Below are 12910 nucleotides of genomic sequence, written 5' to 3' on the forward strand. Positions count from 1 at the left end.
GGTCATGATTCGTCGGCGAGGTTCCGGTTGCGGCCTTCTCGGCTCAGGAGGATCGCGCCGGCCGCGGCGACGAAGGCCAGGACCCAGACCCCACCGACGAGTGCGATGTTTCCGCCGGCGAGGACCATCAGGCCGGCGGCGATGGCCGGGGTGAAGCCGGCGCCGAATGTGGTGGCGCTTTGGAAGGCCAGGGATGCGCCGGTGTATCGCATGCGGGTGGGGAACAGTTCGGCGACGAAGGCTCCGAACGGTCCGAAGATGATGCCCTGGATCGCTTGCGCGGTGATGGCGGCGAGGGCGAAGCCCCACACGGTGCCGCTGTCGATCAGCAGCAGGATCGGGTAGGCGAATACGGCGGCGGCCGCGGTGCCGGCGAGCATCACCGGGCGACGGCCGATCCGGTCGGACAGGCGGGCGCCGATCACGGTGGTCACGAGGATGGCGACGGCACCGATCGCCTTGGCGTTGAGGACGCCTGTCTTGTCGGCCCCCATCTCGACGACGTGGGACACGCCCCACACGGTGACCAGGCCCTGGATGGTGTACACGCTGGTCCCGGCGATCAGAGCGAGGATCAGGCTGCGCGGATAGCCGGTGAGCACTTCCAGCAGAGGGGTCTTCTTCGAGTCGGCCTTCTGCTCGAGGCCCTGGAACAATGGTGTCTCCGCCACTTTCAGGCGGACCATCATGCCCACCATCACGAGCACGATGCTGAGCAGGAAGGGGATGCGCCAGCCCCACGCCAGAAATTGATCGTCCGGCAGGAGGGTGACCGCGGCCACGGCGAGGGTGGCCAGAAGGGCACCGGCCGGGCCGCCGAGGTTGGCGAAGCTGGCCGCGAATCCGCGTTTGCGAGCCGGGGCGTGTTCGAGGGCCATGAGCACCGCACCGCCCCATTCGCCACCCACGGCGATGCCCTGCACGATCCGCAGCACGATGAGCAGGATCGGGGCCGCGATGCCGATCTGTGCGGTGGTCGGCAACAATCCGATGAGAGTGGTGGCCACGCCCATGGTCAGCATGGAGACGACCAGGACGGTCTTGCGGCCCATCTGGTCCCCGAAGTGGCCGAAGAGCGCGCCGCCGAGCGGTCGGGCGACGTAGCCGGCGGCCAGGGTGCCGAAGGAGGCGAAGGCGGCCAGGCCGGGTCCGAGATCGGCGAAGAAGACCGTCCCGAACACGAGTGCGGCGGCCGTGGCGTACAGCAGGAAGTCGTAGAACTCGATGGCACTGCCGAGGAAGCTCGAGGCGAGGATCCGTCGCATCTGCTTGGTGTTGAGGCTGTCGTCGCGCAGGGTGGTCGGCCCCTGTTCGGTGGGCGTGGTGGTGGTCATCGGGTCGCCTGTTCTGCGAGCGCCGCCACGGAGTACGCGGAGCGGCTGAACGGAATGATATCGAGGTCGTTCGGCACATGGAGGGGGCCGCCGAAGGTGTTCTCCGCGGCACGCCAGACCTCGGGGTCGGCGGTGCCGGGCACGAGGTGATGCAGCGCCAGGGCGTGGGCCCCGGCGCGGGCGGCGATCTCGCCGGCCTGCTCAGGGCTGGTATGCGACTTGTGGTGATGATCGATCGAGGCTCGGGCGACCTCGGACGCCTGGTGGGCGTAGGAGCGATGCACCCAGTCGAAGTCGATGGCCTCGTGCAGCAGCAGGTCCGTGTCGCGGGCGAGGCGGACCAGGTTGTCGCACGGCGCGGTGTCGCCGGAGATCGTCACCGAGCCGTGCGCGGTGTCGAACCGGAACGCGAACGCAGGCGCGATCGGCGGGTGCTGGACGAGTGTGGCGGTGACCGTGACGAGTTCGTCGCGATACACCTCGAACGGCTCCATGGCCGGGGTGGGGTTCTCGTTGGGGTGAAAGCCCGACCCCGTCGGGACGGCGATGTCCTCGGCGCGGAAGTGGTCGAGTGGGGACGGGCGCAGTGCGTCGAGCACGCGGTCGTTGAGGTCCGTCGAGTAGGCGTGCAGCAGGGTGCGGACCATTTCCGTCGTGCCGAGGGTGGGGTTGTCGGGGAACAGTGGGTCCGGCGGTGTCTGCGCACGCGGGGACACCAGGGGCAGGACGCCGCGGTTGCCGGGTCCGAGGATCCGGATGGGGCGCTGCGCCGGGTCGGTGATCTGCATGAACCCGAACACGGTGATGTCGGCGAGGTCGATGGTGTGGTCCGAATGCAGGTGCGTGAGGAAGATCGAGCGGATCCGGGGGAACTCGAGGCCGGCGAGCATGAGGTTGCGCCCGACCCCGTGTCCGAGATCGACCAGGTAGACGGCCTCGCCGACGACAACCGCGGTGGCGATGCCAGCGCGTTGCCCCTGGCCGGGTCCCTTCCACCAGCGGGGTCCTCCGGCGGTGCCGAGGGTGACGACATACGGGGTCGAATCCGGTGCGGGCGTTGTGGCGCTCATGCTTCCTCCAGTGCGGTGTGGCTCGCAACACACTGTTCCCACCGCCGCTATTTTTGTAAATGACATAGAACTGGAGAAGATATTGAGGAATCCTGAATGACTGCTGTCACGCTGCGTCAACTGCAGTTCTTCCTCGCCGTCGCGGAGTCCGGATCGGTCAGCGCCGCCGCCCGACGCTGTCACGTCTCCCCGGGCGGCATCTCGCTGGCGGTGACCCAGCTCGAGACCGCACTCGGCGTCCCGCTGACCGTCCGCCGCAAGTCCAAAGGGGCGGTGCTGACCCCGACCGGCCGATGGGTCGCCCAGCGCGCCCGCACCCTCCTCGCCGACGTCGACGAACTCGAGTCCGGAGCACGACGATTACAGGAGGAACTGTTCGGTCCCCTCCGCATCGGATGCTTCTCCACCCTCTCCCCGGCCTTGATGCCGCCGATCATCGAGCATTTCGCAACACACCATCCCGCCGTGGACATCGACATCGTCGAAGAATCGTCGGTGGAGTTGTCCCGGATGTTGCACGCCGGGGAGATCGATGCCTGTCTCGCATATGCGCTGCATCTCCAGGGCGACATCGACCGGCACCGCATCGCATCGGTTCGGCTGCAGGTGTTGCTCGCACCGACCCATCCGCTGGCCCGGAAGGAAGAGATTTCCCTGGTCGACCTCGCCGACGAGCCCGCCGCCCTGCTCTCGCTGCAACCGGCACAGGACCTCGTCGAAACGGTCCTGCGCGGGGCCGGGTTCGAACCCACCATCACATGGCGCAGCCGAAACGCCGAAACCGTCCGGTCGCTGGTCGGGCGGGGCCTGGCCTATTCGATCATGATGACCCGCCCGCCGGACGATCGCACCTACGAGGGCCTGCCGCTGGCCTATCGCAGAATCGCCGACGACCTACCCGACAACGCCCTCGTCCTCGGCTGCCCACGGGGCGTCCCCCCGTCGGGAAAGATCAAGGCGTTGATCGACTACTGCCGCAACGAATTCGGCAGCAGCGAATCGCTGAGCTGAAAGAAGGCGCCAGCGGGAAGAAGGCGCCGGCATCGACGTAGTGGGCAATTCGGATGCCAGGTCACCACGTCGACACCGACCCCACTCCCCCTTCTGCTTCCCGAAAGGGCAACGATGTTCACTGCTGCGCGAGCCCCGGCGAGGGCGGCGCTGGGCACGGCCGACCGTCACCTCGCCATCCTCCGATAGTCGACTCGGTGTCGAGGCACGCAGTAATCCAAAGTGGATCGTCGCGTGTCCAAATACTTTGTGCACCAAGACATCTCGGAATGAGAGTCGCTATGGCTCATCCAGCACGGTGAACAGCTCCTCGAGCAGGGCGTCGACGCGGGCTTCGATCTCGTCGAAGACGCCGGCGAGACCGTCCAGCTTGTCGTGGGCGTGGCGGCGCGCGGGCGACACCGCGTTCGTAGTAGTACGGATCGAGCTCAACCCGGGTCTCCAGCGGGACAACCGGGTCGTCGTCCCGGTCCCCCGATTTACGTAGGGGCAGTGGGTGCGGGCCGGGGCCCGGCCGGACAGGTGGTCGCGGACGATCGCGGCGAGGGACTGCGCGGTCAAGGCTGCGCCGGCACTGCCGATTGGACCGCGCATGCGCACTCGCCGCGCACCTCGTTCCGGCGAGCTACGGCGAGCTACGGCGAGCTACGGCGCGGGTATTATCCGAAAACCGCTGTGGCGCAATGTGTAACGAAACTCCGATAAGCGAGATCATGTCGTTCTGACTACAGAATATGCACTCTCCCAACGTGTTTCAATACTGTCCTCGGCGCGATCAGCGTCGTTCGCCACATGATAGGAATGGTCCAGCAGCCCCATCAAACGCTATGTGTTCGGACGATGCTTACCCGTTACTGCTCACCGGCCCCTCTCTCGACATATACGGCGCGGGGGATAGAGGTGACACAGGGGAGGTGATTACCGTGCTCGTCGACGGCGACCGTGCCTGCGAAACCCCCAGCGCCCTGTCCGACGACCTCGTTCCACCTGCTCACCGAAGAGGCCTCCCACCGTCCCCACCTGCCCTCGTGGGCCACCATCGCCGAACTCGACGGGATGACAACGCCGCAGATGCCCGCCACCAGGGCGTTCTGTCTGCGCAGAATAGGATCGGGATGTGACTGGAGCGAAGAAGACCGAGGACTCGGCGAGACGCAAGGGCGAGCGGGACTCGCGGACCGAGCTGGTCAAAGCTGCCCAGCGGTTGCTCTCGCAGCGACCGCCGAGCGGCATCACGGGCAAGCAGATCGCGAAGGAGTCGGGCGTCCATTACGGCTTGATCTATCACTACTTCGAGTCCAAGGAGGCATTGTTCCTCGAGGCGATGCAGCAGCTGACCGCCGGCTACATCGCCGATCGCGAGGCGACGGTGGATCGCAGCGTGCCCCTCCCGCCGCTGACCGTGGACGGTCACGAGTTGTGGTGGCGGGCCGCGGCGAACTACTCGGCGGATGGGGGTGCCTCGTACGCGTCGCTGGGCTGGACGTATCCGGTGCTCAACCATGAGTTGGAGCAGATCCGCAAGCATCATCCGGAGGTGACGGAATTCGAGGCGAAGGCGCACATCGTGCGGGAGGTCTGCCTGAACTTCGGATGGATGTTCTTCAAGGACACCCTGCGCAAGGGAATGAACTTGACCGACGAGCAGATGACGGAGCTGGGTCACCTCATCTCGACGATGTGAGGTGACCCAGCTCCGCCCGGGATGCCGGCTTGGGAACGGAGTTTTCTCTACGGTGTGGCCGGCTCGAGGAGCCCGGCGATGCGGGTGGCTTCGCGCGGGGGGTTGACGAGGACGAGTCCGACGATGCCGCCGGCCAGGACCAGCGCGCCGGAGACCAGGAACGCCACCATGTAGCCGTGGGCGTCGGCGCCGACGCTCGAGACGATCCACCCGAACACGGACGGGCAGATCACACCGCTGAGCGTGACGGTCGCGACGTAGATACCCAGTACGGCACCGCGTTGGAGGACGGGGACGAATTCCGAGATCAGCACGGCGCTGGTGGTGAAGGTGACCAGGCCCAGCCCGAATCCGAGGCACAGCACGACGGTCTGGGCGGGACCGGCCGGCATCGCCACGCTGGTGATGATGAACAGTCCGGCGATCGCCACGCTGCCCGAGGCCATCGCACCCCGGGCGATCCGGGTGCTCACCCCGCGCTTCATCATCGCCTGGGTGGCCAGGGCCTGGGTGAGGAGGAAGAAGATGGCGGTCAGGGACACGGCCATGACGATGGTGGAGGCGCTCTGGGCCGAGTAGCCCTGGGCGTTGCGCAGGTAGGCCGGTAGCCACGCCGAGACGATCGCCAGCGCCCAGTATGCGGCGAGTCCGACGCAGGCGGCGCCGATGAAGGTCCGGCTCAGCAGCAGGTGTCGGTAGGAGACTCGCACCGCGCCGTCGAACACCGATCCCGAGGAGGCGCTGGCCTTGGAGCCGCCGGCGTAGGGGCCGTCTTTGCCGACGAAGAACCAGATCACCATCCAGACCAGGCCGACGACGCCGACGGCGAAGAAGGCCCAGTGCCAGTCGTAGCGGCCGATCACCCAGGTCAATGCCGGTGCGGCGACCGCGATGCCACCGAACGAGCCGACGTTCTGCAGGGCGATCGGGACGTTGCGTTCGTGGTCGCGGAACCATTTGCCCGCGGCGTGGAAGGACAGTCCCGCGGACGGCCCCTCCCCCAGGCCCAGCAGGATCCGGGACAGCAGGATGATGGCGAAGGTCGGTGCCAGCCAGATGGAGAACTGGCAGATGGACCACAGGGCCACCATCGCGAACAGCAGCCATTTCACGCTGCGCCGGTTGGCCAGGAAGCCGGCCCCGACCGCGGAGAGCGAGAACAGGAAGTAGATGGAGCTGGCGAGCATTCCGTATTGGCCGGGGCCGATGTCGAGGTCCTCCATGAGAGGTACGGCGACCAGGCCCAGGACGGCCTTGTCCGCCCAGTTCACCAGCGCGAGGAAGACGAGCATGACCGTCACCAGCCAGGCCCGGAGTTTGGAGCGTTCGACGGCCGGTGCGGCCGAGACCGCTGCGCCAACATCGATAGACATGACAATCACCTTTGCTCAGTGTCGCCTGTTGCCCGTCATCGGGCCAGTGCCGGGTGGGAGGGGGTGTTCGTGTCGGTCAGAACGAAGGCGTCGAGATCGATGTTCTGGGTCATCGCCCAGTACTCGAACGTCGTCCAGGGCATGTTGGTGGTCACTCGCCCGGCCTGGTTGCGGTACCAGGTGCCGGCCGGGGAGACCGACCACACCATCTGGGCGAGGCGCTCGTCGAGTCGGGTGTTGTAGGCCGCGCAGGCGTCCTCGGTGACCTCGGCGACGGCGATGTCGCGTTCGATCATGGTCTTGACCAGGTCGGCGATGTATCGGGACCAGGTCTCGGCCTGGAAGATGATGCTGCCGCCGGTGCCGATGTTGGTGTTGGGGCCGTACATGACGAAAAAGTTCGGGAACTGCGGCACGGCGATGCCGAGGTAGGCCCGGGGGTCGTCGTCGCCCCACACGTCGCGGATGGAGATGCCGTCGCGCCCGTAGATCGAGTACGAGGCCAGCATCTTCGACGCTTCGAAGCCGGTGGCGAACACGGCGACATCGATCGGATGGCGCACGCCGTCGTCGTCGATGACGGCGTCGGCCTCGAAACGCAGACCGCGCGAGCACACCAGGTCGACGTTTTCCCGCCGCAGCATGCGGTACCAGCCGTTGTCGCGGAGCATCCGCTTGGAGAACGGCGGATAGTCCGGCAGCACCTTGGGCAGCAGATCCTGCCGGTCGCCGAGTTCGTCGACGATGTACTGGGTCAGCACCTCACGCATCCGGGCGTTCTCCGCGCTGATCGAACCGTCCTCGGCGGCCCAGTGGGGGTCGACGGTTTGGGCGGGGCGCATGACATCGTTCTGTGAGAGCAGGGTGCGGGCCCGGAACCAGCGCTCGTAGGCCGGCACGTGCGCGAGCAGCCACTTCTCCCCCTCGGTGACGTCGAGGCTGTAGTTGTCCACGCCGACGTTCCAATGGGCGGTCCGCTGGAAGACCGTGAGGTGCTCGACGACGGGGGCGACGGTCGGGCCGATCTGGTTGCCGCTGGCCCCGGTCCCGACCAGCGCCACCTTCTTGCCGGCGAGGGAGACCGAGTGATCCCATTCCGCGGCATGGAACGTCGCGCCGTGGAAGTCGGTCAGGCCGGGGAAATCCGGGATGCTCGGTCGGTGCAGGAGCCCGGCGGCGCTGACGACGACGTCGGCGCGGATGTGGCGGATCTCGCCGTCCGCGGTGCGGGCGGTGACCAGCCATACCCGGTCCCGGTCCTGCCAGGTCGTGGCCAGCACCTCGGTGTTGTAGCTGATGCGATCGTCCAGGTTTTCCGCCGCGACGCAGTCGCGCAGGTAGGCCAGGATCTCCGGCTGCTTGGCGTAGTAGCGGTTCCAGTGCGCGTTGCGGGCAAAGGAGTACGAGAAGTAGTGGCTGGCGATGTCCACCCCGCATCCGGGGTAGGTGTTGTGGTACCAGGTGCCGCCGCTGGCATCGCTTTTTTCGAGCACTTCGAAGTCGATCCCGAGGCGCTTGAAGCGTCGGGCGGCGGCGATGCCGGACAGCCCCGCCCCGATGATCAGCACGGTGAACGACTCGGCCCGGGCCGGTTTCCCGGCGGTCCAGTCCACCTCGTCGATGTCGGTCAGGCCCATCTCCTTGTGCAGCATCGGGTGTTCGGCGGCCGGAAGCGGGGAGCCGGTCGCGTGGTCGAGCAGTGTGTCGATCAGGGTCAACGACGGCTGCGATCGGGGGTTGGTGGCGAGGATCGCGGTGGCGAGTCGGTCGCGGATCTCCTCGATCACCTCGGCAGGAAAGTTGTGTTCCCAGGGGGATGCGCCGGTGATGTAGGACGACCAGCGCTGCGCGGGGGACGGATCGTCGGTCAGTTCGCACAAGGTGAGCAGCTGGGAGGCGATCTCACCTTGGGACAAGATGGCGAGCAGCTCGTCACGGTCGATGTCGGTGGGGTTCTCGAAGGTCACAGCGGTACTCCGGATTCGGGGAGGTCGGGTCAGAGTCATTTGCGCAGGAATGGGTTACTGCGGGGTGCCGATGGCACGGTCGATGCGGTCCCGCAGCCAGGTGCGGATGAGGTGATGCTTGTCGCCGGGATAGCGGTTGAGGACGTGCTCGCCGCCTTCGAACAGAGCCATGCGTTTGTCGGCAGCCGGAACCCGGTCGAGGAGACGCAGACCGTCCTCGACCGGCACCATGGGGTCCTGATCGCCTTGGAGCAGCAGGAACGGGCAGGTCGCACCGATACGGTCCTCGGTGAGTTCCATCGAGTCGAAGACGGCACGGACCTGTTCCGCGGTCGGGGCGTCGCCGCAGAAGGAGGCCAGTTTGCGGGCGTAGGTCCGGCGGGCCAGTTGGGCGGCCATGGAGGTCACGGGCCCGTTGCTGCACACGGCGGTGAAGACCGGGTAGCGGGCCGCGATGAGCAGGACCAGTCCGGCCGCCATGCTGTTGCCGACCGCGGCCACCGGCATGCCCGCGGCCCGCTCGGCCAGGAAGTCGCAGACCTGTTCGTAGGCGTCGAGCCAGTGCGGAGTCAGGTAGTGCCGGTGGATGAGGCGGGTCTCCCCCTGGCCCGGACCGTCGAGGAGCACGACGGTCATGTCCTCCTCGACCAGGGGTAGCGCCAGACCTTCCCAGTCCATGGACCAGCCGTCGACACCGCCGTGGACGAGCACCACCGGGTGCGGTCCTTCGCTGCCGGGCGTGATGACCCAGGCGGCGACCGGGCCGCCGACGGTGTCGATGACGAGATGTTCGTATCGCCGATCGTCGGCCCGCGCCCGCGCGAAGTGGGCGGCCGCGGCCGCGTAGATCTCCCGTCGGTGCGGGGAGTTGTCGAGCTCCATCACCTGGCTGATCCGCTGCAACGCCGAGGCGCGGGCAAACAAGTGCGTCTGAGACCGCGTCGTGCGGGGCAGGTCGGGATTCGCGACCCGGGCCAGATGCTGGTCGGCCAGGGCCAGCGCCGACCTGCGCCAGGACTGTCCTCGCGCAGCGAGTTCCAGCAGCCGCAATGCGTCGCCGGCTTCGACGCCGTAGGCGAGCAGCCGATGGAGCGTGAATTGCCGCAGTGCTGCCGCGGTGACGGCGGTGTCGTCGGCTGCGGTGATGTCCTCGTCGCAGGGGTAGCCGATGCGGTCGATCACGAGGGCGGGGGTCGATGACAAGAATCCTCCAGGGATAGCGGGCGTGGTCGACCGGCGCAACGCCGCGGGCGTCGCGCGTTCGATCAGTGATTCGGGGGTGAGTGGTCAGGCGCCGTTGGTGGCCGCGGTCATCGCCTCGGAAATGATGCGCAGGCCGGCGTGTCCGAGCGCCCCGCCGTCGACGGGGAGGTCGACGCCGGTGATCCAGGCCGCCGCGTCCGACATCAGGAAGGTCACCACCGGTGCTACGTCGGCGGGTGAGCCGACTCGGCCCAGCGGAATCAGGCTCAGGTGCGCATCGATGAAATGTTGCGGTGTCTGGTTCTGCATCGGGGTGTGGATATACCCGGGCAGGATGCTGTTCACCCGGATGCCCCGAGGCCCGAGTTCCATGCTGGCGATACGGGAGAGGCCACGCAGAGCCCACTTGCTCACCCCGTAGCCGGCCGCCAGATGGGCGCCGGCTCCGGCGATGGAGCTGATGTTGACGATCGAACCCCCGTCGGTCATCAGCCGGGACATGCTCTGGATCCCGAGCAGCGGGCCGGTGGTGTTGACCTCGAGCAATGTGTTCCAGTCGTCGAGGGAGATGTCCTCGAGGCGGCCGGCGCGTCCACGGGAGCCGACGATCCCAGCATTGTTGACCAGGCCGAAGACCGATCCGTACCGGTTTCTCAATTCCTCGGCCAGATCGGCCCAGTTGCTCGGGGAGGTGACGTCGAGACGCCGATAGATGCTGTCGGCAGGCAGGTCCCCTTCGGGTTCGAGGACGTCCGCGACGATGACCGTAGCTCCGGCCGCGGCGAGCTGCTCGGTCTCCTCGCGGCCTTGGCCGCGAGCGCCTCCGGTGACGACAACGACCCGATTGTCCAGTCCGTTCATGGTTTTCGACCGCCTCGATGAGTGAGAAGAGAGTGCCTTCACAGGCACCGTCGGTGTGGGTGGGAACAGCTCCATAACCAGCAAATGTGAGCTGCACCACTCGAAAGATAGACGTTGACTGACATGTCAGTCAACCCCCACGCTCGGCAGAGACCTCCGAGGAAAGGACGCAATGCACGTGAGTGAACTTCGGCGGCATCGCCGCGGGTACGCATCGTCGACGCCGCCAGCCGACACCCGGCCGCTCCCCGAGACGACACCTGTGACCGACACCGAACCCGACTACCGATTCACGCTGGCCAACGAACGCACTTTCCTGGCCTGGATCCGCACCGCCTTGGCCCTGCTCGCTGCCGGAGTCGCCGCCGGAGAGCTGTTCGGCTCCGGTGCCGACGAGTCACTGCATGCTCTTCTCGGGTCCGTCTGCGTCGCCTTGGCCACCACCCTCGCGGTCGGCGCCTTCCACCGATGGCGTCAAGTGCAGGCCGCGATGCGTCGCGGCGCCCCGCTGCCCGGGTCTGCCATGGTGCGGGTGACCGTGGCGGGGGTGTGCTTGGCCGCCGTCGTCTGCGCCGCCGTCGTCGCCTCATGAGCATCTCCGCCCTGCGCGATGCCGGGCTCCAGCCGGAACGAACGGTGCTCGCGTGGCGCCGCACCATGCTCACCGCACTCTGCGTCCTCGGGATCTGCGTGCGCGCCTGGACCGAGCAACCGTCACCGATGCGACTTGCCGCCGTGGTGTGCCTCGGCGTCGTGGTCGGTGTCCTCGCGGGGGGACTGGCTCAGCGGCGCCGGCGCTACCGGGCCAACCCCGAGGATCCACGGCCCACCGGGACGGTGCTGTTGGCCGCCGTCGGCGCCCTCGCGGCCGCAGCGGCCCTCATGTATCTGATATCGCTTCGATGACCGGCCCGAGCGCAGGGGTATCCGCCGCGACACCGAGCGCACCCTCTCGAACCGAGAATCGGAGCACCTGTCGGGGCACGGCGTATATCGGCCGGCCGCAGCCGACTTCGGCGCAGAACACCCCTGCGGGTAGGCGCCCTCCGTCCCTGGGCGACCACCGATGCGAAGGGCAATCGACCTCGCCGCCGAGGCGGCAGGCCCCGGCCCCTGAAGTCCCGACGACACCCGAAGGAGTGGCGTGGTTATCGAACAGCTCGTCTTGGGAGGCGCGGCCGTCGCGTTCGCCGCCGGGATCGGGGGCATCACCGGCTTCGGTTTCGCGCTGATCTCCACCCCGCTGCTCCTCCTCCTCGGTCTGCCGCTGCCGACGGTGGTAGTGCTCAACCTGGCGTGCGGCGCCGCGACTCGGCTGATGGTGGTGATCCAGCTTCGGCAGCAGCTTGATCACCTCCGGATTCGCACCCTGGTCCTGGGCGCGGTGCCCGGAATGGCAGTGGGATGGTTTCTCATCGACCGCGTCGATTCGGCGCTTCTCGAACGAGCAGTGGGGACGGCGGTGCTTGTCGCGGCGCTCGCTCTCGCCCTGTCGAGGCCGACCGGTCGGCGATTCGGTCACTCCGCGTCGTTCGGTGTCGGCTCGCTGGCGGGGCTGTTGGGAGTGGTGGGTTCCCTCAACGGCGTCCCACCCGCTGTCATGTATGCCCGCGAAGGAGGAACCAGCGTCTCGGCCCTCGCGGACATGGCTGCCTTCCTGGTCGTGTCCAGCGCTCTGTCGGCAGCGCTCGTCGTCCTCGCCCACCCCGGAAACCTCACACCGGTGCTCGTCGGAGCCGTGTGCTGGCTGCCCGCAGCGCTCGTCGTGACGGCTCTGAGCACCACCATCGCCTTACGCCTGCCCACCCAGACCTTCCGCACAGCGGTCATCGTGCTGGTCGCAGCCGGCGGCCTGACGGTGCTGCTGGCGGCAGTATGAAAGAAGTTCTCCCCCTGACGTTTATTGCGCTTGTCGGCGTGGTGAACTCACGGATATCGGCCGCATGCCAACAGAGTGTCTCGGCTCCCTGTCGGATCCTCCGGCGTTGCCGGGCCGCGGTCGCCGCCGCATGCTTCCGGCTCCTCATATTTCGTCCGACCCGGATCGGGCCTTCCCATGCTGATCCGAAGAGGAAGGTGCCAGATGGCGCGAACGGACCTCCCCACCGATGAGCGCCGCGAAGCGGCAAAGATCACGCACGTGAGCAGGATCAGGATCCTGGTCCAGCTGCATCGGCGCTTCTTCCACCAGTTGTAGACGACGATGTGATGGCAGCGCTCAAAACCAGCCAAGTCCACCAGCGGACGATTCGAACAGGTACGTGACGATCCAGGAGGCAGCGATGACCATGCGATGCGTACATGTGGGCCTTGCTGCGCTCCCGGGGGGCGATTCCACCCCACCGTTTCCCGCACACACGCCGGCGTCTCTACGAGAACGCCGACCGGTGGACCCTCGACTAGTGCC

General features: G+C 67.2%; 12 protein-coding genes. 5 read left to right on the plus strand and 7 right to left on the minus strand.

Going from position 1 to position 12910, the window contains the following annotated elements; genetic code table 11:
- Nucleotides 1-2: 2 nt before the first annotated feature.
- Together HFP48_RS28240 and HFP48_RS28245 are read right to left on the minus strand one after the other, a co-directional pair.
- Complete coding sequence (locus HFP48_RS28240; protein WP_168580715.1) at nucleotides 3-1334, minus strand: MFS transporter; 1332 nt, start codon at nucleotides 1332-1334, stop codon at nucleotides 3-5.
- Nucleotides 1331-2404 carry an MBL fold metallo-hydrolase gene (locus tag HFP48_RS28245; RefSeq protein ID WP_168580716.1) on the minus strand — a complete coding sequence of 358 codons (1074 nt, stop codon included), beginning with the start codon at nucleotides 2402-2404 and terminating at the stop codon, nucleotides 1331-1333. Before HFP48_RS28245 ends, HFP48_RS28240 begins: the two co-directional genes overlap by 4 nt.
- 96 nt (nucleotides 2405-2500) lie before the next feature.
- Here HFP48_RS28245 and HFP48_RS28250 point away from each other — a divergent pair, with 96 nt between their 5' ends.
- Nucleotides 2501-3415 carry a LysR family transcriptional regulator gene (locus tag HFP48_RS28250; RefSeq protein WP_168580717.1) on the plus strand — a complete coding sequence of 305 codons (915 nt, stop codon included), beginning with the start codon at nucleotides 2501-2503 and terminating at the stop codon, nucleotides 3413-3415.
- Nucleotides 3416-3694: 279 nt separating this feature from the next.
- On the opposite strand, the gene HFP48_RS28255 is transcribed toward HFP48_RS28250, so the two are convergent.
- Nucleotides 3695-4009, minus strand: a complete 315-nt coding sequence (locus tag HFP48_RS28255) for a hypothetical protein (RefSeq protein WP_246872596.1) — start codon at nucleotides 4007-4009, stop codon at nucleotides 3695-3697.
- Between the two features lie 523 nt (nucleotides 4010-4532).
- Here HFP48_RS28255 and HFP48_RS28260 point away from each other — a divergent pair.
- Nucleotides 4533-5099, plus strand: a complete 567-nt coding sequence (locus HFP48_RS28260) for a TetR/AcrR family transcriptional regulator (RefSeq protein WP_168580718.1) — start codon at nucleotides 4533-4535, stop codon at nucleotides 5097-5099.
- A gap of 47 nt (nucleotides 5100-5146) precedes the next feature.
- On the opposite strand, the gene HFP48_RS28265 is transcribed toward HFP48_RS28260, so the two are convergent.
- From HFP48_RS28265 to HFP48_RS28280, 4 genes are all read right to left on the minus strand, one after another.
- Entirely contained in the window at nucleotides 5147-6472 is a 1326-nt protein-coding gene (locus HFP48_RS28265; RefSeq protein WP_168580719.1) for an MFS transporter, read from the minus strand.
- A 35-nt stretch (nucleotides 6473-6507) separates the two neighbouring features.
- Nucleotides 6508-8439 carry an NAD(P)/FAD-dependent oxidoreductase gene (locus HFP48_RS28270; protein ID WP_246872597.1) on the minus strand — a complete coding sequence of 644 codons (1932 nt, stop codon included), beginning with the start codon at nucleotides 8437-8439 and terminating at the stop codon, nucleotides 6508-6510.
- A 54-nt stretch (nucleotides 8440-8493) separates the two neighbouring features.
- On the minus strand, nucleotides 8494-9642 hold the full coding sequence (locus HFP48_RS28275) for an alpha/beta hydrolase (RefSeq protein WP_168580721.1): 1149 nt from the start codon (nucleotides 9640-9642) through the stop codon (nucleotides 8494-8496).
- Between the two features lie 84 nt (nucleotides 9643-9726).
- On the minus strand, nucleotides 9727-10503 hold the full coding sequence (locus tag HFP48_RS28280; RefSeq protein ID WP_168580722.1) for an SDR family oxidoreductase: 777 nt from the start codon (nucleotides 10501-10503) through the stop codon (nucleotides 9727-9729).
- A 262-nt stretch (nucleotides 10504-10765) separates the two neighbouring features.
- Here HFP48_RS28280 and HFP48_RS28285 point away from each other — a divergent pair, with 262 nt between their 5' ends.
- The 3 genes from HFP48_RS28285 to HFP48_RS28295 all read left to right on the plus strand — a co-directional run bounded on the left by HFP48_RS28285 (nucleotide 10766) and on the right by HFP48_RS28295 (nucleotide 12382).
- Nucleotides 10766-11095 (plus strand): DUF202 domain-containing protein, encoded by a 330-nt coding sequence (locus HFP48_RS28285; protein ID WP_246872598.1) that lies wholly within the window; start codon nucleotides 10766-10768, stop codon nucleotides 11093-11095.
- A complete protein-coding gene (locus HFP48_RS28290; protein WP_168580724.1) occupies nucleotides 11092-11409 on the plus strand; it encodes a DUF202 domain-containing protein in 318 nt (105 codons plus the stop codon). Before HFP48_RS28285 ends, HFP48_RS28290 begins: the two co-directional genes overlap by 4 nt.
- A 238-nt stretch (nucleotides 11410-11647) precedes the next feature.
- On the plus strand, nucleotides 11648-12382 hold the full coding sequence (locus tag HFP48_RS28295) for a TSUP family transporter (protein ID WP_168580725.1): 735 nt from the start codon (nucleotides 11648-11650) through the stop codon (nucleotides 12380-12382).
- Nucleotides 12383-12910 lie beyond the last annotated feature (528 nt).

The sequence above is a fragment of the Rhodococcus sp. DMU1 genome (genome assembly GCF_012272955.1).
Taxonomy (GTDB): Bacteria; Actinomycetota; Actinomycetes; order Mycobacteriales; family Mycobacteriaceae; genus Rhodococcus; species Rhodococcus aetherivorans.